Origin of the sequence: Streptomyces sulphureus DSM 40104, assembly GCF_000381025.1 — a bacterium.
GTDB lineage: Bacteria > Actinomycetota > Actinomycetes > Streptomycetales > Streptomycetaceae > Streptomyces > Streptomyces sulphureus.
The window spans coordinates 177,556-201,023 of the sequence record NZ_KB905821.1; the positions used below are offsets into that span (position 1 = coordinate 177,556).

At 72.8% G+C, this 23,468-nt stretch carries 14 protein-coding genes; 6 read left to right on the forward strand and 8 right to left on the reverse strand.

Features of this window, described 5'->3' with window-relative positions:
• Positions 1-57: 57 nt before the first annotated feature.
• Together F603_RS0123335 and F603_RS0123340 are read right to left on the reverse strand one after the other, a co-directional pair.
• Entirely contained in the window at positions 58-1,089 is a 1,032-nt protein-coding gene (locus F603_RS0123335; RefSeq protein WP_019548362.1) for a glutathione S-transferase family protein, read from the reverse strand.
• Between the two features lie 250 nt (positions 1,090-1,339).
• Positions 1,340-1,882 (reverse strand): GNAT family N-acetyltransferase, encoded by a 543-nt coding sequence (locus F603_RS0123340; RefSeq protein WP_051096328.1) that lies wholly within the window; start codon positions 1,880-1,882, stop codon positions 1,340-1,342.
• A gap of 183 nt (positions 1,883-2,065) precedes the next feature.
• On the opposite strand from F603_RS0123340, the gene F603_RS0123345 reads away from it, so the two are divergent.
• Both F603_RS0123345 and F603_RS0123350 read left to right on the forward strand, forming a co-directional pair.
• Positions 2,066-3,205: a serine hydrolase domain-containing protein gene (locus F603_RS0123345; RefSeq protein ID WP_019548364.1), complete on the forward strand. Its 1,140-nt coding sequence runs from the start codon at positions 2,066-2,068 to the stop codon at positions 3,203-3,205.
• Positions 3,206-3,357: 152 nt separating this feature from the next.
• Positions 3,358-3,822: a hypothetical protein gene (locus F603_RS0123350; protein ID WP_019548365.1), complete on the forward strand. Its 465-nt coding sequence runs from the start codon at positions 3,358-3,360 to the stop codon at positions 3,820-3,822.
• 42 nt (positions 3,823-3,864) lie between these two features.
• Here F603_RS0123350 and F603_RS0123355 read toward each other — a convergent pair whose 3' ends face one another.
• Positions 3,865-6,186 carry an ATP-binding cassette domain-containing protein gene (locus F603_RS0123355; RefSeq protein WP_019548366.1) on the reverse strand — a complete coding sequence of 774 codons (2,322 nt, stop codon included), beginning with the start codon at positions 6,184-6,186 and terminating at the stop codon, positions 3,865-3,867.
• A gap of 546 nt (positions 6,187-6,732) precedes the next feature.
• On the opposite strand from F603_RS0123355, the gene F603_RS0123360 reads away from it, so the two are divergent.
• The 3 genes from F603_RS0123360 (at position 6,733) to F603_RS0123370 (ending at position 9,340) form a co-directional block, all read left to right on the forward strand.
• On the forward strand, positions 6,733-7,389 hold the full coding sequence (locus F603_RS0123360) for a LysM peptidoglycan-binding domain-containing protein (RefSeq protein ID WP_019548367.1): 657 nt from the start codon (positions 6,733-6,735) through the stop codon (positions 7,387-7,389).
• 338 nt (positions 7,390-7,727) lie between these two features.
• A complete protein-coding gene (locus tag F603_RS0123365) occupies positions 7,728-8,201 on the forward strand; it encodes a cupin domain-containing protein (protein ID WP_019548368.1) in 474 nt (157 codons plus the stop codon).
• Positions 8,202-8,407: 206 nt separating this feature from the next.
• The gene (locus F603_RS0123370) at positions 8,408-9,340 is read left to right on the forward strand and encodes a class I SAM-dependent methyltransferase family protein (protein ID WP_019548369.1); all 933 of its coding nucleotides are present in this window, start codon (positions 8,408-8,410) and stop codon (positions 9,338-9,340) included.
• Between the two features lie 378 nt (positions 9,341-9,718).
• Here the strand turns inward: F603_RS0123370 and F603_RS0123380 are convergent, their stop codons facing one another.
• The 4 genes from F603_RS0123380 to F603_RS0123395 form a co-directional block, all read right to left on the reverse strand.
• Positions 9,719-14,635, reverse strand: coding sequence for a DNA repair ATPase (locus F603_RS0123380; RefSeq protein WP_019548371.1), 4,917 nt, complete (start codon positions 14,633-14,635; stop codon positions 9,719-9,721).
• A gap of 81 nt (positions 14,636-14,716) precedes the next feature.
• Complete coding sequence (locus tag F603_RS0123385) at positions 14,717-16,789, reverse strand: flotillin family protein (protein WP_019548372.1); 2,073 nt, start codon at positions 16,787-16,789, stop codon at positions 14,717-14,719.
• 174 nt (positions 16,790-16,963) lie between these two features.
• Complete coding sequence (locus F603_RS0123390) at positions 16,964-17,599, reverse strand: DUF1449 family protein (RefSeq protein ID WP_019548373.1); 636 nt, start codon at positions 17,597-17,599, stop codon at positions 16,964-16,966.
• Positions 17,600-17,848: 249 nt separating this feature from the next.
• Positions 17,849-18,955, reverse strand: a complete 1,107-nt coding sequence (locus tag F603_RS0123395) for a PucR family transcriptional regulator (RefSeq protein ID WP_019548374.1) — start codon at positions 18,953-18,955, stop codon at positions 17,849-17,851.
• A gap of 269 nt (positions 18,956-19,224) precedes the next feature.
• Here F603_RS0123395 and nhaA point away from each other — a divergent pair, with 269 nt between their 5' ends.
• The gene (gene nhaA, locus F603_RS0123400) at positions 19,225-20,640 is read left to right on the forward strand and encodes a Na+/H+ antiporter NhaA (protein ID WP_019548375.1); all 1,416 of its coding nucleotides are present in this window, start codon (positions 19,225-19,227) and stop codon (positions 20,638-20,640) included.
• 4 nt (positions 20,641-20,644) lie between these two features.
• On the opposite strand, the gene F603_RS0123405 is transcribed toward nhaA, so the two are convergent.
• The gene (locus tag F603_RS0123405; protein WP_019548376.1) at positions 20,645-22,978 is read right to left on the reverse strand and encodes an FUSC family protein; all 2,334 of its coding nucleotides are present in this window, start codon (positions 22,976-22,978) and stop codon (positions 20,645-20,647) included.
• Positions 22,979-23,468: the final 490 nt, after the last annotated feature.

Consider the following 23,468-nt stretch of genomic DNA (forward strand, 5'->3'; position numbering starts at 1 on the left):
CGGCGGACACCGGGCACGACCGCCGCCCGGCATCCGCGCGCGTCGGCAACGCGGGGCTCAGGGACGGTGCCCGCCCGGCACCTCCTCCCCCGCCGGCACAGGCCCCGGCGGCGTCCCGTCGCCGAACGGCCGGCCGCCGAGGGACTCGCGGCCGTGCGGCGTCAGCCAACCGGAGAGGTCGGGGCCCGCCGGCACGATCTGCGTCGGGTTGACGCCGGTGTGCACCTCGTAGTAATGGCGCTTGATGTGGTCGAAGTCGACGGTGTCGCCGATGCCGGGGGTCTGGTAGAGGTCGCGGACGTACGCCCAGAGGACGGGGTCCTCGGTGAGCTTGTTGCGGTTGCACTTGAAGTGGCCGTGGTAGACGGCGTCGAAGCGGACGAGCGTGGTGAAGAGGCGGATGTCCGCCTCCGTGAGGGTGTCGCCGACGAGGTAGCGCTGGTCCCGCAGGCGGGAGGAGAGCGTGTCGAGGCGGCGGAAAACGTCCTCGTACGCCTGCTCGTAGTCGTACTGCGTGGTGGCGAAACCGGCGCGGTAGACACCGTTGTTGACGTCGCGGAAGACGCCTTCCATCACCTCGTCGAGCTCTTCGCGGAGCGGCTCCGGGTACAGGTCCGGGGCGCCCTCGCGGTGGAGCGCCGTCCACTCGGTGGCGAAGTCGAGGGTCATCTGCTGGAAGTCGTTGGTGACGAGCTGCCCGCTGGGGATGTCGACGATCGCGGGCACGCTGACGCCGCCCGGGTACTCCGACTCCCGCTTGTCATACGCCTCGTGGAGGAAGCGGATGCCGAGGACCGGGTCCCGGCCGTCGGGGTCGAGGGTGAAGCGCCAGCTACGGTCGTCCTGGAGCGGGTCGACGACCGCGAGCGAGAGGGCGTCCTCCAGCCCGAGCAGCCGCCGGGAGGCGAGGGCCCGGCTCGCCCACGGGCACGCGCGGCTGACGACGAGCCGGTAGCGCCCGGCCTCCACCGGCCAGCCGTCGCGGCCGTCGGCGGTGATGCGGTCGGCGAAGTGGCTCTTCGACCGTTTGAACGGTCTCCTGCCGTACTCCGAGTTGCCGTCCGGCTGGTCCTGCGGGGTGCCGCTCATGGGTGCCGTTCCCTTCTGTCGGGTTTGCCCGGAGCCCTACCCGCGCCGCCCGCGCCACCACACCCGGCCGCGGCCGAGCGGGCGGCGCAGACACCACCTGGGCCGCGGGCCGAGGGGTCGACCGCCTACGGGTTCCTCTGCCAACTCGCCCTGCTGCACGCTCACTTGCCCCGTGAGCGTACCCGGCCGGCGGCCCCTCCGACGCCGTGCCGACGGGCGCTCGCCTGCCCGGCCGCCGGCGGCCGAGGGCTCACAGCGGACTCAGTACCATCAGCACGTCGTCCCTGTCGTCCCCGGGCGAGAGCCGCAGCGCGCCGGGCCACCGGCCCGCCTCCCGCCAGCCGAGACGCTCGTAGAACCCCTCGAGGCCGGCACCGCCGCGCGCCGCCAAGTGGAGTTGTTCCAGGCCCCATTCCTCGCGTGCCAGCCGCCGCGCCTCCGCCATGAGCGCCGCACCGACGCCCCGCCTGCGGAACGCGGGGTGCGTCTGGACGTGGTGGACGGTCCCCCAGTGCGCCACAAGCGGGTCCGACTGTCTTCGCACCGCGAGCCAGCCCGCCATGCGCCCGCCCACCCGCGCGGTGACCAGCCGGCACGTCCCGCCGCCCACCTCGCCGAACAGCTTCTCGGCGACCGGCCGCACCTCGGCCTCGCCCACCGGCGGGAACGGAAACCCGACGGCTCCCCCGGCGTTCGCCACCGCCACCCAGCACGCCACCAGCTCTCCGGCAGCACCGGGTTCGAGCACCTCGCCACTCCCTGTCCGCACCGACTGCGGCCTCGCCTCCGTCATGCGAAGACCCTCGCACGCGCCTCTGACAACGCCCTGCGCCGCGCTCGCGGTGCGCACCCGATCACTGCGGCACCACGGCTCCAACTCCTCCCGCAGACCGGGTAATTGACTCGATGCACCCCCGCTCCTCGCTGTAGCGTGCGCTGCTCGGCGGCGAAGCCGGGAGAGGGAGGGAAAGGCGCCATGGAGCAACACGGATGGGCGGACGAGGGCTTCGGAGCCGTCGCCGACGCGTTCGCACGGAACTTCGCCGACTTCCCCGAACTCGGCGCGGCAACCGCCGTCCACGTCGACGGACGCAGAGTCGCCGACCTGTGGGGCGGCGTCGCCGACGAGGCGACGGGGCGCCCGTGGAAGCAGGACACCGCCGTACCAGTCTTCTCCTGCGCCAAAGGTGCGGTGAGCCTGTGCGCCCATCTCCTCGCCCAAGAGGGGCGCCTCGACCTGGACGCACCCGTCGCCCGGTACTGGCCCGAGTTCGCCCGGCACGGCAAGGAGGCCGTCACCTCCCGCATGGTCCTCGGTCACCGGGCCGGACTTCCCGCTCTCGACGCGGTGCTCGGCTTCGAGGAGCTCGCCGCCTGGACACCGGTGGTCCGCGCCCTCGAGGAGCAGGAGCCGCTCTGGGAGCCGGGCACGGCGTACGAGTACCACGGCCATGTCTTCGGCTTCCTGATCGGCGAAGTCGTCCGCCGCATCACGGGGTTGACCCCGGGCGCGTACTTCCGGCGCGTCGTGGGCGAGCCGTTCGGGCTCCGGGCCTGGATCGGCCTGCCCGCCGAGGAGCAGGAGGCCCGGGCTCTGCTCGCCGAGGCCGAGGGCCGCCCGGCGGGGCCCGGCCCGGAGCACCTGCTCACCCGTATCGTGACGATGAACGGCGCCCTCGCCTTCCCCGGCCTGCACGAACCGCACGGCTGGAACGACCCGGAGCTGCTCGGCACGGAGCTGCCGGGGGCGGGCGCCACGGCGTCGGCCGACGGCCTCGCCGGGCTCTACGCGGCAGCGGCGACCGGCATCGGCGACCGGCAACGCCTGCTCACTCCGGCGACGTTGACGGACGCGACGGGCGAGGTCTCCTCGGGCGAAGGGTGGCTGGGCTTCGACGCCGGGGCGCGCTGGGGCTCCGGGTTCCTGCTCGATTCCTCGTTCCGGCCGCTGCTGGGGCCGCGCAGCTTCGGCAACGACGGTGCGGGTGGGCAACTCGGCTTCGGTGACGACGAGTTCGGCGTCGGCTTCGCCTACGTCGCCAACCGTATGGTCGGGCACGGTGACGCACGCGCCAACCGCCTGGTGGCGGCGGTACGCTCCTGCCTCGGCGGGTGACTCCGCGGCCGTACGAGGGAGCGGAGGATGTCCCTCCGTCCATCCCCCGCAGGCGTGATCGCGCGCACCTCGTCAACGCGGGAGGAATCCGATCGGGCAGTGAACGGCGGTAACCGTGGCCGTGAGCCCCCGGGAACGCCCAAGATGGCCGCATGTACCTGGGGATCACGGGGCAAGACGGCCTCCCCGAACAGACGGAACTGCTGGTGCGCGAGGCGCTGTTGACGGAGGTGGAGCGGTTCGACGCGGAGGAGCTGGTCGGTGTCTCCTGCCTCGCCGAGGGGCCCGAGGCGTGGTTCGCCGAAGCCGTGGTGGCACACGGCGCCGAGCTGGAGACGGTCGAGCCGGCGAAGCTCTTCCGGCAGGGCCTCTCCGACGTCCACCGCACCACCTACGACCGCCTAGTGGCCCGCGCAAGGGCCGTGCACCGCACCGGCATGACGATCGACGACGACCACGCCAGGTCGGCGGCGAGCGGCGCCGTGCTCGGCCTCGCCGACCATCTCCTCGCCGTCTGGGACGGCACCCCCGGCACCACAGCCGACGTCGTCGACTTCGCCCGCACCTACGACGTCCCGGTCTCGATCGTCTGGCCCCAGGGAGCGCACCGGGTGTGAACCGGCGGCCGTACCGCCCGCGCGGGCGGTACGGCCGCCGGTTCACGCCGGTCGGCCGCCCGCGTACTCGCGCAGGTGCCGCGCGGTGGGCGAATCGCCGTGCGCGACGAGCTCCGCGGGCGGTCCGGTGAAGAGGACGCGCCCGCCGTCGTGGCCACCGCCCGGGCCGAGGTCGATGAGGTGGTCGGCGTGGGCCATCACCGCCTGGTGGTGCTCGATGACGAGCACCGAGTTCCCGTCGTCCACCAGCCGGTCGAGGAGGGCGAGGAGCTGCTCCACGTCGGCGAGGTGAAGTCCGGTGGTCGGCTCGTCGAGCACGTACGTCGCGGAATCCTCCGCCATCGAGATGGCGAGCTTGAGACGCTGCCGCTCCCCGCCCGAGAGGGTGTTGAGCGGCTGGCCGAGCCGGAGGTAGGAGAGGCCGACGTCGTCGAGGCGCCGCAGGAGAGTGCGCGGCTGGCCCGAAGTGAAGAACGCGCCCGCCTCGCCGACCGACATCTCCAGCACCTCCGAGATGTTCCGCCCGCGCAGGGTGTAGGTGAGGACCTCTGGCGTGAACCTGCGCCCCTCGCACTCCTCGCAGACGGTGGCGACTCCCGCCATCATCGCCAGGTCGGTATAGACGAGACCGAGCCCGTTGCAGTTGCCGCAGGCGCCCTCGGAGTTGGCGCTGAAGAGCGACGCCGGCACCCCGTTGGCCTTGGCGAAGGCGGTGCGGATCGGAGCGAGGAGACCGGTGTAGGTGGCCGGGTTGCTCCTCCTGGAGCCCCTGATCGGCGACTGGTCCGCGACGACCACGCCCTCGCGCCCGGCCACCGAGCCGTGGATCAGCGAGGACTTCCCCGAGCCCGCGACGCCGGTGACGACCGTGAGGACACCGAGCGGTACGTCCACGTCGACGTCCTTGAGGTTGTGCAACCGTGCCCCGCGGATCTCCAACTGCCCCGTGGGGCGCCGGACATCGGTGCGGAGCCGCGCCCGGTAGCCGAGGTGCCTCCCCGTGAGGGTCTCGGAGGCACGGAGCCCCTCGACGTCGCCCGCGTAGCAGAGGCGGCCGCCGTCGGTGCCGGCGCCGGGGCCGAGGTCGACGACGTGGTCGGCGGCGGCGATCACCTCTGGCTTGTGTTCGACGACGAGGACGGTGTTGCCCTTGTCCCTGAGCCTCCGCAGGAGTTCGATCATGCGCGCGATGTCGTGCGGGTGGAGCCCCGCGGTCGGCTCGTCGAAGACGTAGGTGACGTCCGTGAGGCTCGACCCGAGGTGGCGCACCATCTTCACCCGCTGTGCCTCGCCCCCGGAGAGCGTCCCCGCCGGGCGATCGAGGCTGAGGTAACCGAGGCCGATCTCGACGAGCGACTCCAGGGTGCCGCGGAGGTTGGCGAGGAGGGGCGCGACGGAGGGGTCGTCGATGTCGCGGAGGAAGTCGGCGAGGTCGGTGAGCTGCATGCCGGAGCACTCGGCGATGGTGCGCCCGGCGACCGTTGCGGTGCGGGCCGCCTCGCTCAGCCGGCTGCCGCCGCACTCGGGGCAGGCGGCGTAGACGACGGCCCGGTCGACGAATGCGCGCAACTGCGGCTGCATCTTCTCGCGGTCCTTGGCGAGGTACACGCGGCGGACCTTGACGAGGAGCCCCTCGTAGCTGACGTTCGAGGGAGAGCCCGGCGCATCGACCTTGATCTTGGTGAGCGGCTTGTGGACGAGGTCGTACCACTCCTGCTCGCTGTACTCCTTGAGCTTCCTGTCCGGGTCGTAGAGCCCCGAGTGGGCGAGGACCTGCCAGTACCAGGAGCCGACCTGGAAGCCGGGCGCCTTCACCGCCCCTTCGTTGAGGGACAGCTCGACGTCGAGCAGTTCGTCGAGGTCGACGTCGGAGATCTCGCCCATCCCCTCGCAGCGTGCGCACATGCCTTCCGCGGCGTTGAAGCTGAAGGCGCTCGAGGTGCCGACGTACGGGGTGGAGAGGCGGCTGAAGACGATCCGCAGCATCGTGTAGGCGTCGGTGAAGGTGCCCACGGTGGAGCGGGAGTTGGCGCCCATGCGCTCCTGGTCGACGATGATCGCGGCGCTCAGGTTGTTGAGGACGTCGACGTCGGGGCGCCCCGTGCTCGGCATGAACGACTGGAGGAAGGCCGTGTAGGTCTCGTTGATGAGGCGGCGGGACTCGGCGGCGATGGTGCCGAAGACGAGCGAGGACTTCCCGGAGCCCGAGACCCCGGTGAAGACGGTGAGTCGGCGCTTGGGTATGTCGAGGGAGATCCCGGCGAGGTTGTTCTCCCTCGCGCCGCGTACCTCGATGACGCTGTGGCTGTCGGCCTGCGTGGCCTCCGGAGTCGGGAAGGGGGTGTTCTCGGGCTCGGACGGCATGGTGCGTTCCCTCTGCTCGTGTCTGGAGACGGCTCGAACGACGGCGTGCGGGGCGGGGCTTGCCCACCGGGCGCGGCTCGTCGGTCCATCGCCCTGCGGACGCGGTGCGGGCGCAGGGACGGCGTGGGGGCGGGCGGAGCGGTCGAGCTTACGACACGAAGGCGGCGGCGCAACGGGATTTCCGGAGCCCCCGACGCTCCAGACCGAGGGCCGGGCCGCCGCCAAGAAACAGGCGGGCGGGGGCGATTCGCGCACGGCGCGGGGGAGCACCATGGCACCTCATGCCCGCTTTGAACCTTAGGAGCATTTCGGGCGGTTGGGGTGATGTGACGCTTCTCTCCGCTCTCCCCCGACTGCACCCGACCTGCGGACGCCCCAACAACCGGCGTTACCTGCACAGATGTGGTCGTGCGATGTCAAGTAGCAGCAATGATCACGGATGAGCGTTTTTGGTGCATCCCGAACGGTGTGCTTAGTGTCGCTGCCGCTCGACCGGTTCGCCGCAATCCCCGCGGCGAACAGCCTCGATGGTTAAGGAAGAAAGACATGCAGCTCCACGGCAAGGGCCGCCACCGGCGCTCCACCAAGGCAGTCCGCGTCGCCGCAGTGGCCGGGGTCGCGGGTGCCGCCCTCGCTCTTCCGCTCGTCACCTCGACCGGCGCGCAGGCGGCTTCGGTCGACACCTGGGACAAGGTCGCCCAGTGCGAGTCCGGCGGCGACTGGTCCATCAACACCGGCAACGGCTACTACGGCGGCCTCCAGTTCTCCCAGTCAAGCTGGGCGGCAGCAGGCGGCACCCAATACGCCGAACGCGCCGACCTCGCCACCAAGGAACAGCAGATAGCCGCCGCCGAAAAGCTCCTCGCAATCCAAGGCCCCGGCGCATGGTCCTGCGCAGGCGCCGGCAACCTCACCGCCGACGGCCCCTCCCCCGACGTGAACGCGGAAGGCGACGGCTCGGAGCAGTCCCAGCAGGAGCAGGCGCCCGAGCAGGAGCAGGCGCCGCAGCAGGAGCAGGCGCCGAAGCCGAAGCCCCAGCAGGAGAGCAAGTCCGGCAACTACACCGTCGAGTCGGGCGACACCCTCACCGGTATCGCCGACGCGCACGGCGCCGACTGGAAGCAGGTCTTCGAGGAGAACAAGTCCGTCATCGGCGACGACGCGGACCTGATCGTCCCCGGCCAGAAGCTCCAGATCGGCTGAGCCCACGCCGTAGCCGTCGGCACCCCGCCGACGGGCAGACCGCCGCGGCCCGTGTCCCTTCCCCCCGGGGGACACGGGCCGCGGCTCCTTCTCGTGCGCGGCCGGATGCGCACCCGGCCCGCAACTCCCCTGCACACGTGCACCATTGGAGCGCACCCGCGCCCGACGCCCTCTGGAGCACAGCCCCTGCTCAATGCGACGATCACGAGTACTGCGACGTCCCGCGTGCGGCACGGCGGTTCGGGAGCGTGCGCCCCGAACCGCTCGAAGTCGCCGGACGGCGGGCTCCGTCGCTCCGATCACTACCGGCCGGCACACGCGGCCGGGGAGGAGCACGGATGAGCATGGCCCTCGTGCGGAACCGGGGAGACGGCGAGACCTTCCAGTACTACCGCACCACCAACGAACAGGTCGTAGGGACGGGCGAGACCAACGGGGCGGCGAGCGTCATGCGCGCCTCGATGCACCGCGGGGACGCGCCGCCGCTGCACACCCACAGCAGGGAGGACGAGAGCTGGGTGGTCCTCTCCGGGCGGGTACGGTTCTGGGTCGGCTCCACCTCGCTCGCCGAGTGCGACGTCCGCGACGCGGAAGCCGGCGCCTACATATTCGGGCCGCGGTTCGTGCCCCACACCTTCCAGCCGCTCACGTCGACGGCCGAGGTGCTCATTATCAACAACCCCGGTGCCGTGGAGGGTTACTTCCGCTCGGTCGGCGCCGCGGACGGACGCCACGACGCCGACCACGTAGATCTCCTGGCCCGGTACGGGGTGTCGCTCCTCGACGACCCGCCCCCTCCGCAGGACGGCTGAACCGCGCCCTCGTGCGCGACCGCCCCGAACTCGGTGCGACGGAAGGGGACTTCCCGCCCCGATCCGCGACGCCCCCGGAGTGCGCGGACGGGCGGGAGAGGGCAGGAGCCATGCAGGTACGCGGAACGTCCTACCTACGAAAGGCGCAGCGGCGCACGGCACCGCGCCGCCCGGCAGGGCGGCGGCACACGGTACGGGGGCAGAGAGTGGCAGAGCGGACGACATCCCGAACGACGACCGACGACGGGGCGACCGACCGAGGCGCCCCGGCCGGGCGTGCCGGGCGGCGCCCGGGCGAGGGCCGGCGTCAACAGCCGGGCCGCGCCCGGGAGTCGCTCCCCGAACGGCTGAAGTGGATCGTGCTGCGCGGGCTGATGCGCACGGCGGGCCGCAGCAGTCAGGGCATCGCGCTCGGCCACCGGTACGGCTTCGACAGCGGCCCGCTGCTCGACTACGTCTACGAGGACGAGGCCCACGGCTCGTTCGGCATCGGGCGCCTCCTCGACCGCGCCTTCCTCGACGCCGTCGCGTGGCGCGCGGTCCGCGCTCGGCAAGAGCTGCTCAAGGAGGTGCTGCGGAAGCTCGTCGCCGAGTGGGAGCAGCAGGAGGTCGTCCTCCTCGACGTCGCCGCCGGCTCCGGCCGCTACCTCCTCGACCTCCTGGAGGAGGACACCGACGGCAGGCTGCGCGTCGTCTGCCGCGACAACGCCCGGACGGCCCTCGCGCACGGCCGCAGGCTCGCGGCCCGCCGCCGCCTGCTGGAGCACCCGCTCGACTGGGAGGAGGGCGACGCCTTCGCCCCGCGCCCGCTCGCCGACCGGCGCGCGCCCGACCTCGTCGTCGTCTGCGGCCTCTACGAACTCACCCTCGACGACGAGGCGGTACGCGAGTCGATGTCCCGCCTTCGCGAACTCCTCGCCCCCGGCGGCGCGTTGGTCTTCACGACGCAGACCTCGCACCCCCAGCGCGAACTCGCCTCGCACACGCTGCCCAACCGCGAGGGCACACCGTGGCGCATGGCGTGCCGCACGGCGGAGGCGGTCGAGGCGTACGCGGCCCGGGCCGGGTTCGCGCCGGAAGGGATCAGCACCAGGACGGAGGAGACGGGGCTCTGCGCGGTGACCGTCGCCCGCAAGTGACCGGGCGGAGAAGTCGGTCGGCCGCATGGCCATGCAACCGCCCGCGCAGCTCGGCCGGTTCGGCGCCGAACCACGTCCGGCGCCCAGGACCGCACCCGCGGACGACGTCGCGCGGCGCCGAACTCACCGCCGGGTACGGGCAGATGTCGCCGAAGGCGACACGGTGGCTGGCGCACATCCGGTAGGTGCCCCCCGCCGCTCGGGTACGCCGGCGTCGCTGAAGCGCTAGACCGGCACGACGGCCCACTGCGCGCGCATGGCGTCGCCGATGAGGTCGAGCGCGGGAGAGCGCGGCCCCTCTGCGTCGTGGACCATGACCGGAACGCCGTGGATCGCCTCCGGACTGCTTGTGCCGGGGGACGGTCCTGCCGCACCGACTCACCGCAGGTGCGCGGCCTTCAGCCGCTCCCACCGCGCGGCGCCCTCCTCGTCCAACCTGCCGCGCAGCTCCGCGAGTTTGAGGAGGTTGGCCTCGGCACCCGTGGTGAGGGTCTGCGCCTCCGCGGTGTAGTGGTCGTCGACGAGGGCCTCCAACTCCTCGTCGTTCATGACGGGGACGAGGCGCTCGGCGAGCTTGTTGGTGTTGCGGTAGGAGCCCTGGAGGAGGAAGGGCGGCTCGGTCCGGTCGGCCGGGTCGACGCCTGCCGAGGCGATGTACGCGGAGTTGACGGCGAGGACCGTGCGCCGCACCCGGAGCAGGTGGCGCAGAACGGCCCGGACCTGCTCCAACTCCGTTGCGGAGTACGGGTGGACGAGGCGGTCCGGTTCCGCGGAGCCGTCCCCGGCGGCGAGGCGGACCAGCAGGTCGATGTCGCCGCGGTCGCGGGAGGCGAGCGGCGCGAGGGTGGGGTTGGCCGTGAGCGCGTTCTCGACGTGGCTGAGCGCGAAGAGCTCCTCGCGCCCGGAGAGGACGTCGCCGAGGTTCCAGACGTCCGCGCGGTTGGCGAGCATGTCGGGGACGCGGAACCGGCTGCCCGACTCGGTGAACGGGTTCCCCGCCATGCAGACGGCGAAGCGCTTGCCGCGCAGGTCGAAGCTGCGCGGCGTCCCGTCGGCCGCGACGCCGTCGATGCGGCGCTGCGCGTCGCAGAGCGGAATGAACTTCTGGAGCAGCTCGGGCGAGGTGTGCTGGATGTCGTCGAGGTAGAGGAGGACGTTGCTGCCCATCTCCAGGGCGAAGTTGATCTTCTCCACCTCGCGACGGGCCGCGCTGTCCGGCGCCGCGGCCGGATCGAGCGAGGTGGTGCGGTGCCCCAACGCGGGTCCGTCGATGGTCACTTGGACGAGTCCGAGGCGCGCTGCCACGTACTCGACGAGTGTCGTCTTGCCGTAGCCGGGAGGCGAGAGCAGGAGCAGCATGCCCTGGCTGTCCGTGCGCCGCTCCGCGCCCGCCGCGCCGAGCTGCTTGGCGAGGTTGTCGCCGATGAGCGGCAGGTAGACCTCGTCGATCAGGCGGTTGCGGACGAAGGTGGGCATCACCCGCGGCTTGTGCGCGTCGAGGTGGAGCCGCCTGCGCTCGGCGGCGAGGAGCGCGTTGCGGCGCCTGGTGTACGCGCGGTGCGCGGGGACGCGGTGGGTGCGGAAAGTGCGCGTGCGGTCGAGGAACTCGTCGAGCCGCACGTCGAGTGCGCCGCCGTCGAGCCGCGGGTGGGCGCCGAGCAGCTCGGGCACGCGCTCGCGGAGCGGCGCCCGGACGTCGCGGTACTCCAACGCGCCGCCGTCGAGGGCGAGTACGGCCGCCTCCGTCAGGTCGCCGGGGATTTCGGCCCCGGTGGGCGCCTCGCCGCCGCGGGTCTGCGCGTACGAGTGGAGCCAGGCCGAGGCGAGCTGGAGCCGGGCCCGCAGGTCGCCGTCGAGCGCGGCGAGATCGGCCCCGAACTCCTTCGCCGCGGCCGAGTCCTCGCCGCCGAGCGCGGTCCTGAACCCGTCGAGCAGCGCCCGCGCGGGGGCGCCTGTGACGAACCCGGGGCTGCCCGAGGCGAGTTCCTCGAAGAGGTAGCCGCCGAGGTCGCCGTCGGGCAGCTCGCCGAGTTCCGCGGTGAGCGGCCGGAGGAACTCGCCTGCCGCGCCGTCCAGTTCGGCCGCGAGGTCGGCCGCCGCCGGCACCGGTCCGAACGCGCTGCGGGCCCGCGCCAGCGAGGCGGCACGCGTGGTCCACTCGCGCCGGGCCGTCTCCTGCGCCCCGTAGCCCCAGAAGAGTTGGGCCGCAGCGCGCACGTCGGGCCGGAACCGCAGCAGCCCCGCGCCCTTGTGCAGGCGGAGCAGGACGTCGAGGAGGCGCGCGGCGTCCCGGTCGTGGACGCCCCTGTCGTACCCCTCGTCGTACGCGGCGTCGCTGAACTCCCGAACGGCGGCGAGGAGTCGGTCCTCTGCCGCGGCTTCGTGCAGTGCGTCGAGGCCACGACCCGCTGCCGCGCGCTCCAGGATCGTCGCGGCGAGGTGCTCGGCGCGGTAGACCTCGGGCGACTCGGACGCCAGCGGCTGGTCCCAGAACGCCCGCGTCGCCGCGAACTCTTCGTCGTGCACGGGAGCGCGGTAGTCGGTGCCGGTGACGGCGAAGACGAGTGCGCCGTCCTGCGGGACGAGGGTCAGCTCGACGGGTTGGGAGTTGACGCTGAAGCGGTGGCGGCCGAGGCGTACGGTGCCCTCCGCGTCGTAGAGGTCGGCGCGGTCCCGCAGCGCCCGTGCCGCCTCCTGCTGCGCGGCCTTCAGCCGGCCTTCCAGCTCGTCGGCGCGCACCTGCTCCCCGAGCTCGCGCAGCTCTGCCGCCGTAGTGCGCACTTTGGCGACGAGCGGGTCGGAGCCGAAGTAGGCGTGCACCTCGTCGGGGGTCGTGAGCGAGGAGGAGCGGCGCGCGACGGTGGCGAGCACCCGCTCCGCCGAAGCCGCGAGGCGCTCGGCGTACCGTGCGCGGGCGTCGATGCGGGCCTGCTTGCGTGCGGAGAAGGTTTCGTGGATCTCCTCGCGCTGGGTCGCGAGCCGCGCCAGGAAGCCGCCCGTACCCCCGTCGGCGTCGAGCGCGCCGAAACGGGACTCCAGGTTCTCCAACTGCACCATGAGGCGCCCGAGTTGCTCGTCGCACTCCTCGGGCGTCCCGGCGGCGGCGAGCCCTCCCGCGACGGCCTGGCCGAGGAGCGCGAACTCCGCCTCGAACTCCGCGCGTCCCTCGCTCTCGCGCAACTCGCCCCGCCTGCGCTCCAGTACGGCGCGTGCGCGGTTGACGGCGCCCGTCACCTCCCCGGCGGCGGCGAGCAGCGCGGTGCGCTGCGTCGCGTCGGAGACCTCGAGACCGCCGACGACGTCGGTGACCGCCGTGAGGCTCTCCGCGTGCCGGTCGATCTCCTCGGCGAGCGGCGCCGTCTCCGCGACGGTCGCGACGGCCGCGGCATGCGACTCCAACTCCCCGATCTCGCGGTGCGTTTCGTCGAAGGCGCCCGGCGCGGCGAGCCGGTCCACTGCCCTGCGGCCCGTGGCGTCGAGTGCCTCGGCGAGCTCTTCGTCCAGCTCCCCGAGCCGCCCGGTGTCGACGTACCGCAGGTCGCCGAGCGCGGCGACGCGGCCCCTGGCCCTGCGGAGTGCGGTGAGGAGCGCGACCCAGCCCGCCGCGCCGCCCGGCACCTCGCCGCGCGCCCTGCGGACGAGTGCGGTCGCCTCCCGCGCCGCCTCGTCGAGCGCGTCCTCGGCCTGCGCCCGCAGTTCCTCGACCCGGCGCACCTCGTCGATCGCCTGCTCCGCCGTGCCGCGCAGGGTGCCGAGCGGTTCGTCGAGCCGCTCCAGGCCCTCCGTCCCCAACCACGGGTGCTGGTCGGCGAGTCGGGTGCAGGCGGCGGTGACGGCGCGGAAGACGGCGGCGTTCGGCTCCATGCCGTCGGCGAGGCGCACCACCGCGTACGCGTCGGAGATCCCGCGCACCAGCTCCGCGTTGCCCACCCGTGCGAGCGGCCCGTCCCCGGCGGGCTGCGCCGCGGCATGCATGGCGCTGGTGTACGGCGTCCGCCATAGTTGGACGGGGTGCACCCGCGTCGGGCCGCTGTCGGCGGAACGGAGCAGGACCAGGGTGCCGTCGGGGAAGAGCGCGTGCCCGTCGGCGGGGAGCGGCGCCGCGACCTCCTCGCGGATGAGGTTGTACGGCAGCAGCAGGGTGCGGCCTCCGGCGGTGCGGAAGACGTAGAGGACGTCCTCGCCGTTGGGCGAGCGGACGGTGGCGTGCCAGCCGAGCGCATCGCCCTCGGCCGGTTCGGGCCCGGTGTCGAAGGTGCGCGCGGCCGAGCCTGCGGGCGCGTTGGCGAGGTAGTAGCCGCCGGCGAAGACGATGCCCTGCTCCTCGGGGAGCAGCCGGCAGCCCGCGCCGATGCCGTCGAGCCGCACGACCTCGCCGGTGCGCTCGTTGTGGACCAGGTAGCGGTAGGCGTCCTCGTTGTACGGGCGCACCCGCAGCAGCGTCAGCGGGCCGACGGCGGCGTGCGCGATCCGCGCGTCGGCGAGCGACTGGAGCGGCTCGTCGACGGGTTCGCGGTGGAGCCCTTCCGAAACCTCGGTGTCCGCGGTCGACTTGACGGTGAGCGCGCCCTCCGCGATGCCGACGTGGAGGCGTCCGGCGAGCGAGACGAGCGGGTAGCGTCCCGGCACGTGATCCTCGCGGCCGGCCTCCTGCCACGTGAACTCGTACGGCTCGGGGGCGCGCAGCTCGCGCTCGCCCTTGGCGTCGACGTACGCCGGGGTGCCGTCTGGCGAGATCCGCCAGCGCAGCGCGCGTACGTCGCCGTCGCGGTCGCCGGTGCGGAAGACGGCGAGGAGGAGGGGGCCCGCCGTGTCGAAGCGGGTGAACCGCGCGGAGCGGTAGTAGCGGTGGAGTTCGGCGAAGTCCCTGCGGAACCGCGCGTCGTCGAGGAGTCCGGGGACAGCGGACTCGGCCGCGGGGGCGAGGCGGCCCGCGTCGAGCGCGAAGAGCGCGAAGACGTCGGCGGGTTCGGCCTCGCGGTCGGCCGGGGCCGTCGCGTGGTGGCCGAGGAGGAGGGCGCCGCCGACGTGGACGACGTCGCACGCGGCGGTGTCGGCCGCGGTGCGTAGCTGCTCGGCGCGGAGGAGTTCGAGCCCGGCGGCGCCGAACTCCTTTGTGCGGCGGGCGTTCAACCGCCCTGCACGTGCGGAGAGTTCGGCGGCCGCCTTGGCGATGCGGTCGCGGAGGACGCCGAAGGTGCCGGCGTCCATGGCTCCGTGTGCCTCGTCGCCCGGAGCCCCGCCCGCGGGCTCGTCCGCTGCGTGCGCCGGCTCGGGTGCGTGTGCCTCGGTCATCGCTCGTCTCCCCATCTCCTCTGCGCCCTCTCTCCTCCGCCCCGGGGCGGATCGGGCCGCCCGCCGGGCGGCCCGTGCCCGTCAGACCGCGGCCTTCGCCCCGTTGACCGCTCCCGTGCCGCCTGCGAGGGCGGAGAGCGGCAGGTCGGCCGCCGGGGTGCCGCTCACCGAGTCGAGCAGCGCCCGGAGTTGGGAGGTGTGCGGGCCCTCCTCGGCGATGAGCTTGCCGAGCAGTCCGGTGAGGGTGAGGTCGCGTACGCCCTGCGTGCCGAGGCCGCCGAGGACGGCCCCGAGGTCGCGGGTGAAGGTGGAGTCCTCCTTGTCGAGCCACGGGGCCGCCATCGCCTGCACGGACTCGCTGCGGTCGACGAAGGCGTCCGCGCTCTTGCCCGCGGAGATCGCCCCGACGAGGCGGTCGAAGAAGACGGACTCGCCGCCCACGATGTCGATCTTGGCGTTCTTGAGCCCCTCGGAGACCACGGACGCCTGCGCCTCCGCGACCTGCCGGTGGACGTCGATGCCGGCGATCCGCACGTCCTTCTCCGCCTCCAGGCGCAGCCGGTACTCCTCGTGCTCCCTGCTCGCCTCGTCGAGCGCCGCCATCGCCGACGCCTTCTCGTTGATCCCCTCGGCCTCTGCCCGCATCCGCTGGCGGAGCGCTTCGGCCGCTGCGAGGCCGCGCTCCTTCTCGGCCGTCGCCTCCGCGAGGCCCATCGCCTTGGCGGCGTCCGCCTCGACCGCGCGGTTGCGCTCCACCGCGTCGGCCATCCGCTCCTGCACCTCGGCCTCGGCGAGCCCCTCCGCCGCGGACTCGGCGCGCTTGCCCTCGGCGAGCCGGATCGCGGACTGCGCGTCGAGGTCGGCCTGCTTGCGCCTGGCCTCGGCGAGGGTGAGCTCCTCGGCGGCGCGGTGCTCCGCCGCCTGCTCGGCGGCCTCGGCCGCCTTGATGTCCTTCACGAGGCGCTCCTGGGCCTCCGCCTCGGCCTGGATGATGAGGGCCTGGCGCTCGCGCTCCGCCTCCTCGACGGTGCGCAGCTTCTTGATCTCCTCCTCCTGCTGCGCGACGGTCTTCTCCACCGCGATCCGCTCGCGGACGACGTCGGCGATGTCGCGCTTCTCCGCCTCGACCTCCTTGTCGGCCGCGATCTTCCGCAGCTCGGTCTCGCGGTCGCGGGCGATCACCTCGAGGAGCCTGTCCTTCTCGATCCGCTCGTTCTCGATCGCCACCACGCGCTCCCTGTTGAGCTGCGCGACGGCGACCTCCCGCTCGCGGTTCTCGTTCTGGATGCCGAGCGTCTCCTCGGTCTTGATGTGCGCCGTCTGTGCACGCATCCGCTCCTCGGCCTGCACCCGGGCGGTCTCGGCCTCCTCCTTCGCGCGGACGGTCTCGACCTCGCGGCGCTGTTTGATCTCGGCGTCCGCCTGGCGGCGCTCCAACTCCAGCACGGCCTCGCGGGCGTCCACGTTCTGCCGCGTGATCTCCTTCTCCTCCTGCCGCTGGAACTCGTTGGTGCGCACGTGCTGTTCGGCGGTGAGTTCGGTGATCTTGCGGATGCCCTGGGCGTCGAGGATGTTGTGCGTGTCGAGCTGCTGGAGCGGAGTCTGCTCCAGGTAGTCGATGGCGGCGTCCTCCAGGCTGTAGCCGTTGAGGTCGGTGCCGATCACGGCGATGATGCGGTCCCGGAACTCGTCGCGCTTGGTGTAGAGGTCGGAGAAGTCGAGCTGCTTGCCGACGGTCTTGAGCGCCTCGGAGAACTTCGCGTTGAAGAGTTCCTGGAGGGTCTCCCGATCACTCGCGCGCTCGGTGCCGATCGCCTGCGCCACCTTCACGACGTCCTCCACCGTCTTGTTGACGCGGACGAAGAACGAGATCCGGATGTCGGCGCGGATGTTGTCCTTGCAGATGAGGCCCTCACGGCCGGTGCGGTGGATCTCCATCGACTTCACCGAGATGTCCATCATCTCGGCCCGGTGCAGCACGGGCAGCACCACCTGCCCGGTGAAGGTGACGTCGACCTTCCGCATCTTCGAGACGATCAGCACCTTCCCCTGCGGCACTTTGCGGAAGAGTCGGCTGATGGCGAAGAAGGCGACGATGAGGAGGAGCAGGCCGACGGCGAGGAGTACACCGAGGCCGAGGGATATGGCGTTCATGCAGATCAGTTCCCCTGTGGATTCCGGGGACGGGTTCGCCGTCCCCCTGCGTTTCCGGGTGCGGTTCTCGGCCCGGGTGGGGGCGCCGGGTCGGTGGGCTGCGGACTGCCGCCCGCCGCGTCTGGGCCGGTCGCGTCACGTCGGCGCGGCGGCGCGCGGCGCGAACGGCCCTGGTCAGCGGGGCGGTTGGTACGGGTCGAGCGCGCCGTCGTACGGCGTGACGCGGAAGAAGGAGCCCTCCGCGTCGTAGTCGAAGATCAAGGCCGTGCTGCCCGCGCGGAGTGCGGCATCCGGCTCGGTGCAGCGGACCTGCACGAGCGCCGTCGACGCGTCGGCCGCCACGACCTCGGCCTGCCCGAAGGAGGCGTCGACGCGGCCGGTGCGCACCGTGCACACCCGGCCGACGAAGTCCTGGTGGCTCACGAGGCGTTCGGTGCGGAAGAAGGGACGCAGCACCCGGCAGCAACCCCGCGTGACGATCCACGCCACGAGGAGCGCGCCGAGGAGCACCAGCGCCGACCAGGGAAGACCGGATGGCGCATACACCGAACCCGCGAGCGACACGAACCAGGCAACAACGGTGAGCAGCGAGAGCACGACGACGAGCGGCACGCCGCCCAACCCGAGCCCGGCAAGGCCCCCTTGGGAGCCCGTGGCCGAGGAGCCGGAGTCGATGCCCCCACCCCCGTCGGGGGCATCGACCCCGGCCAGGCCCACCAGGACGAGCAGCCAGTAGGCCACGACCACAACCAGCGGAAAACCGAACAGGACGGTCGGAAACGCCAACCCGATCGAGATGAAGTCTCCCAACGCCCTCTCCCCCGTCCCCGGTTGCGGTGTGCATCCATTGTGGCGCGGAGCGTCGCCTTCGCACATTGCCAGATCCCGGCAATCTTTATGGCTTTTTTACGTCCGGCTCCGCGCGAAACACCGCTGTAACACGGGGGACATCCTGCCGACGGAGCGTCACCGAGCGACCTTCCGCGTGTCACAGTCCTGTGCCGTTGGCGCGGTCGGCTCAACCCCCATGCGACGCACGGTAGTTCGTACGGGGGCGCCTCACAGCTCCGTGTCGGGCCAGCCGAGGAGCCGCGCGCCCATGGCCGCGGTCTCCAGCGTGTAGCGGTGGAGCGAGTTCGAAGGGTCGTACCCCGTAAGGGACTTGATGCGCTCCAGGCGGTACGAGAGCGTCCGCACGCTCACCCCCAGCCGCCGCGCCGCCGCCGCGTTGACGTACCCGGCGGCCGAGCACTCCAGCACAGTCCCCAGCAGCGGCTCCGCTCCCCCGCGCGCCTGGGTGAGCGGGCCGAGGACGGTGCGTACGAGGTCGGCGATGGCGGCCCTGTCCCGCAACAGAACGGGGAAAACGAGGAGTTCGGCCGCGCTCAGCCGCACCTGCTCCAGCACGAGGTGCTCCGCGAGGTCCAGCGCCCCCACCGCCTCTTCGTAGCTGCGCACCACCCCGCTGGCGCCGACGTGCTCCCGCCCGATCGCCACCCGCCGCGCCGCCCGGTACCGGGGGCCCGGCCGCTCCGCCAGCTCCGCGAACGCCTCCAGGACCGCCGCGTTGCTGGAGCCGACGACGCAGACGAGCCGCCCGTCCTTGGTGGTGAGGAGCACGTCCCGCTCCTCGAAGCGCCCGAAGAGCTCCCGCTCGATCCGGCGCACCACCGGGTTGGCGTCCTCGTACTTCTCGACGCCCTCGACGACGGCGACCGCGTGCCGGTCCGCGAGGTGGAGTCCGAACCGCTGAGCGCGCTCGGCGAGCTTGCCGAGGTTGCTGCGCCCGTGGAGCAGGTCGTCGACGAACTCCCGCCGCGCCGCCTCCTCTTGGCGCACGGCCATCCGCTGCGCCCGCTCGTGCCCCTCGCCCACGGCCGACACCGCGGCCTCGACGGCGCCGAGCACCGCGTCCCCCATGCGTCCGCGCTCGCTCGCGCCCGCCACCCTGGCGACGCCGGGGAGCGTCCCCCAGATCCTGCGGGTCTCCGCGAGGTAGAGGCCGACGAGCTGCCGCATGCTGTGCCCCTCCTCGGCGGCGCGCTCGCCGAGGTCGCGGAAGGAGTCGAGTTCGGGACGGTGCAACAGCCGCCCCGTGTCGCTCACCTCAGCGAGGACGTCCGCGTACGTCCCGAGGTACTCCTCGGATATCGCGCCGCGCTTCACCTCTCCACCGACCTCGCTCCCTGCCCCCGCTCCGGCGCCGACGCCGGGTCCGACCCCGGCAGCATAGGCCCCCGCGCCGCCCCGCGGGACCGCTCCGGAAACCGCGCCCGATCCCGTAGTCGCCGGTCAGCGCGGTGACCTCATTGCGGGAGGCTGCACGCGTGTGGTTACGGTGGAGGTGTCCGTGCCTGCTGAGCACGACTAGGTGTGCCGGGAAGACTGGTCGGCGGTGAAGCGCCCCCTGTCCAGCACCACCCCGGAGCCAGCAGATGACCACGCCCGAACACCAGACGCCCGAGCTCTTCCGGCGCCCTCCGGCGAGAGAGCGCAGACTCCTCACTGACGCCCTCCGCACCGAGACGATCAGCGGCGTGGTGCTCCTCGTCGCGGCCCTCGTCGCCGTCGTGTGGGCCAACACCCCGCTGAGCGAGGCGTACGAGGACATCCGGAGCTTCCACTTCGGCATCGACGCGCTCGGCCTCGACCTCTCCGTCGAGCACTGGGCCTCCGACGGGCTGCTGACGATCTTCTTCTTCGTCGCCGGCATCGAGCTGAAGCGCGAGCTGACCGGCGGCGAGCTGAGCCGTCCTGCCGCCGCCGCGCTGCCGATCGTCGCGGCCGCCTGCGGCATGATCGTCCCCGCGCTCTTCTACTTCGCCGTCAACGCGTCCTCCGGCGGCCAACTCCACGGCTGGGCGGTGCCGATGGCGACCGACATCGCCTTCGCGCTCGGCGTCCTCGCCGTCATCGGGACCCACCTCCCGTCCGGCATCCGCGCCTTCCTGCTCACCCTCGCGATCGTCGACGACCTCGGCGCGATCCTCGTCATCGCCGTCTTCTACACCTCCAGCCTCAACTTCCTCGCGCTCGCGGGCGCGCTCGCGGGGCTGGTCCTCTTCCGCGTCCTCCACGCCAACCTGCGGGTACGCGGCTGGTACGTCTACGTCCCGCTGGGCCTCGTCATCTGGGGGCTGATGTACAACAGCGGCGTCCACGCGACGATCTCGGGCGTGGCGATGGGCATGCTGCTGATCGCGAAGCCCGCGGCGAAGGACGCGCACGGCGACGAGGCGGAAGCGGCGTGGCTCGGCGAGCGCACGGCCCCTGCCGAGCGCATCGAGCACCGCGTACGCCCGCTCTCGGCCGGGCTCGCCGTCCCCGTCTTCGCGCTCTTCTCCGCCGGCGTCAGCGTCTCGGGGGCGGCGCTTTCCGAGGTCTTCCGACAGCCCGAGTCGCTCGGCGTGATGCTCGGCCTCTTCGCCGGCAAGATCGTCGGGATCTTCGGCGGCACCTGGCTCGCGGCGCGGTTCACCAGGGCGCAGCTCAGCAGCGACCTCTCCTGGTGGGACCTGCTCGGCGTCGCCATGCTCGGCGGCATCGGGTTCACCGTCTCGCTCCTCGTCACCGAACTCGCCTTCACCGACGACGCGACGACGGAGCACGTCAAGGCGGCGGTGCTGATCGCCTCGCTCGTCGCGGCGATCACCGCCTCGGTGCTGCTGAAGTTCCGCAACACCAAGTACAAGAGCCTGTGGGAGGCGGAGACGCGCGACGAGGACCGCGATCGCATCCCCGACCTGGACCAGCCCGAGGACGCCGCCCTCCGCCCGGCCGAGGCCGCACGCCGCGCCGCCGAGGCGAAGCGCCGCGCCGAGCGGGAGAACGGGCGGCACCCCGAGGGCTGACGCGTCAGGTGCCCCGCGGCTGCACCGCGTCCGCGAGGTCGTCGAGCCCCTCGACGACGAGCTGCGCGGTGCGCAGCGCCACGGAGTGCGGGTGGGACTCGCGCGCCTCCCAGGACGCCAGCTCCGTGTGCACCGCGCTCCAGTCGAGCGGTTCGCTCTCCCGCACCGCCTGCGCCGCGGCCTCCACCGCCGGACGCAGCACCGCGGTGAACCCGGCGGCGCCCTCCTCCGAGGGCTTCGACGGCTTCCGTACCGTCCCCTCGGCCGACTTGGCGACCGGCCCCTGGGCGTCCTCGGCCGCCCGCCCCGACGTCGTCGAGCGCCCCTCCGCCGGTACGTGCGCCTCCAGCAGCATCACCGCACGCCCCCAGGTCACGAGCGCGGACTGCGCCTGCGTCGCGGAGCGCTGCGAGATCCTGCCGCGGTCGCGCACGGGTTCGGCCTCCGCGCGCGCAACGGTCTGCTCCCACTCCTGGCGCGCGGACCGCGCGTCGAGGAGGCTGTCGCGCACCTGACGGGGCCGGCGCTCCGTCGGGTACGCGAGCGCGTCGAAGACGGCGCACGCGTAACTTCCCGTCGCGGCAAGCCAGTCGGCGAGGCGGTCGCGGAGGTGCGGCGTCTCCCACGCGGGGAAGAACGCATAGCTCAGCATCGCCAGCACCCCGCCGAAGGCCGTGAGCAGGACCCGCTCGGAGACGGTCTGCGACCACTCGTTGCCGGCGATCCCGAGCAGGAAGACGACGTAGGCGCTCACGCACGCCTGGGAGAGGGCGTACCCCGTGTGCATCAGCAGGTACATGCCCGCGACGAAGAGGACCGCGAGCCCCGCGCAGGCGTAAGGACCGGGGTTGAGGAGCGCCGTGATCGTCCCCGCGAGGCCGACGCCGACGAGGGTGCCGATGAACCGTCCGAACCCCCGCTCGTACGTACGCGAGAAGTCGGGGCGGAGCACCATCACCGCGGTGAGCGGCGCCCAGTAGCCGTGGACGGGCGGGAGCGCGGCGCCGATCAGGTAGCCGGCGGAGGCGACCCCGGAGACGCGCAGCGCGTGCCGGAAGATCTGGGACGAGAAGTTCAGCTCGCGCCTGATCGTCCGCGCGACGACCGGGATTCTGCCGCCGATCGACGTCCGCGGCAGGTGGCGCTCCCGCGCGCTCTGCTCCTCTCTTCGGCCCCCGACGGCCGGGAGTTCGGCGGACTCGTCGGCCGCGTAGTTGCGCCACTCGTCCTCCAGGCGGCCCCCCTCGCGCGGCTCGGGCGTTTCGGCGTCGCGCGGTCCGGGGCCCTCGGGCGCCGTGTACCAGGTGACCCGCGGCAGCAGCGCGGGGCGCGTCACCTCGACCGGCTCCTGCGCCGCCTCGACCGCGTCGTCGGTGAGCGCGGCGAGCCGTATCGCGGCGCGCTCGGCGGGACCCGTGAGCACCTCGTCGTCCTCGGGCGTGCGCAGCACTTGGAGCGCTTCGGCGGGGACACGGATGCGTTCGCTGCGGCGGATGGCGCGGGCCGTGGCGTCGAGGACGGTGGCGGCGGCGCTGAGGAGTTCGCGCACCCGGTCGCGCTCCGGGCCCTCGTCGGGTACGCCGCCAACGACCGGGTCGGCGAGGGAGGCGAGGACGGGGCGGAAGCGCTCGGCGAGCGCCCGGTAGCCGTGGAGTTGGCGTGGGCGGCGGCGGGCCTGCCGGGCCGTCACGGCTGCGGCGTTGCGTGCCTCGATGAGGGGTTCGGGGTCGAAGGGGGCGATGGGGTCGTGGCGGAGCCTGCGGGCGTAGTCGGCGACGCCGGCGAGCGCGTCGGCGAGCGCGTCGCGGCGCTCGGCCCACGGCCGCAGCGGAAAGAGGACGATCAGCAGCGCCTGCACCACACCGCCCATCGCGATCAGCGCAGCATGGAAGAGCGCCCCCATGACGCTCGTCGGCAGGGTGACCGCCACCAGCATCACGCCGACGGTGAGCGCGGCGACGACACCCGCCGTCGGCCCCGCGGCCCACGCCATCCCCGCGCCGAACGCCCAGACGGCGACGAGCAGGACGAACGCCTCCGGGTACCCGACGAGCAGATACCCGAGGAACGTCGAGACGGCGAGCCCCCCGGCGGCCGAGAGCGCGAGGATCGGCCGCGGCCGCCAACTGCGCTGGAACGTCGCCACCCCGGAGGCAAAGGCCCCGAAGGCGGAGGAGACGGCGAGCTTCGGGTCACCGAAGACGAGCAGCAGCCCGACGACGACGGCCACCCCGCACGCGCCGCGAATCGCGATATACGGCGTCAGCGAGCTGCGCTCCACACTCAGTCCGGACCGCGCAGTGCCCGCGATCGCACGGAGCCACGGCGTCACCTTCATGCCCCGAGAATAGGCAGACGACCAGGTCCTCCGGGGCAGCGGCCCGCACCGGGGGCCGTACTGCCGGATGGCGTCCGGAGCACAAACGCCTACGGGGCCGGGCACGGCGCCCGCAGTTCGGGCGGACGCTGCCGCGCGGCAGGGCACACGTGTGCCTGAGCGGTCCCGGGCGCGGGTCCTGGCTACGCGGTGCCTGGCGGTTACCGACGTGTGCGGTGCCTGGCGGTTACCGACGTGTGGGGCCGTGTCCCGCCGCCGAAGTCAAGGGCGTGGCGTCCGTTCGTCAGAGGCTGCGGACGGGCGCCGTGTTCGCGACTACCGGCACGGGCACCGCCGGGGACCGGTTGTCGTCCCCTGCCCTGACTCTTTCAGGGCTCGCCCTCAATACGGCTCGTTCCTGGAGGTACACGCTGTAATCGACACATGTGAGGAAACCGCAGTCAGTACACTGCCACTCGCAGGGGCTCGCCAGCCAACACCTCGACGGTCT

Bases quoted from the DNA above. Each gene is read 5' to 3' on its own strand.
- F603_RS0123335 (WP_019548362.1), bottom strand. From the start codon at position 1,089: ATGAGCGGCACCCCGCAGGACCAGCCGGACGGCAACTCGGAGTACGGC.
- F603_RS0123340 (WP_051096328.1), bottom strand. From the start codon at position 1,882: ATGACGGAGGCGAGGCCGCAGTCGGTGCGGACAGGGAGTGGCGAGGTG.
- F603_RS0123345 (WP_019548364.1), top strand. From the start codon at position 2,066: ATGGAGCAACACGGATGGGCGGACGAGGGCTTCGGAGCCGTCGCCGAC.
- F603_RS0123350 (WP_019548365.1), top strand. From the start codon at position 3,358: ATGTACCTGGGGATCACGGGGCAAGACGGCCTCCCCGAACAGACGGAA.
- F603_RS0123355 (WP_019548366.1), bottom strand. From the start codon at position 6,186: ATGCCGTCCGAGCCCGAGAACACCCCCTTCCCGACTCCGGAGGCCACG.
- F603_RS0123360 (WP_019548367.1), top strand. From the start codon at position 6,733: ATGCAGCTCCACGGCAAGGGCCGCCACCGGCGCTCCACCAAGGCAGTC.
- F603_RS0123365 (WP_019548368.1), top strand. From the start codon at position 7,728: ATGAGCATGGCCCTCGTGCGGAACCGGGGAGACGGCGAGACCTTCCAG.
- F603_RS0123380 (WP_019548371.1), bottom strand. From the start codon at position 14,635: ATGACCGAGGCACACGCACCCGAGCCGGCGCACGCAGCGGACGAGCCC.
- F603_RS0123385 (WP_019548372.1), bottom strand. From the start codon at position 16,789: ATGAACGCCATATCCCTCGGCCTCGGTGTACTCCTCGCCGTCGGCCTG.
- nhaA (WP_019548375.1), top strand. From the start codon at position 19,225: ATGACCACGCCCGAACACCAGACGCCCGAGCTCTTCCGGCGCCCTCCG.
- F603_RS0123405 (WP_019548376.1), bottom strand. From the start codon at position 22,978: ATGAAGGTGACGCCGTGGCTCCGTGCGATCGCGGGCACTGCGCGGTCC.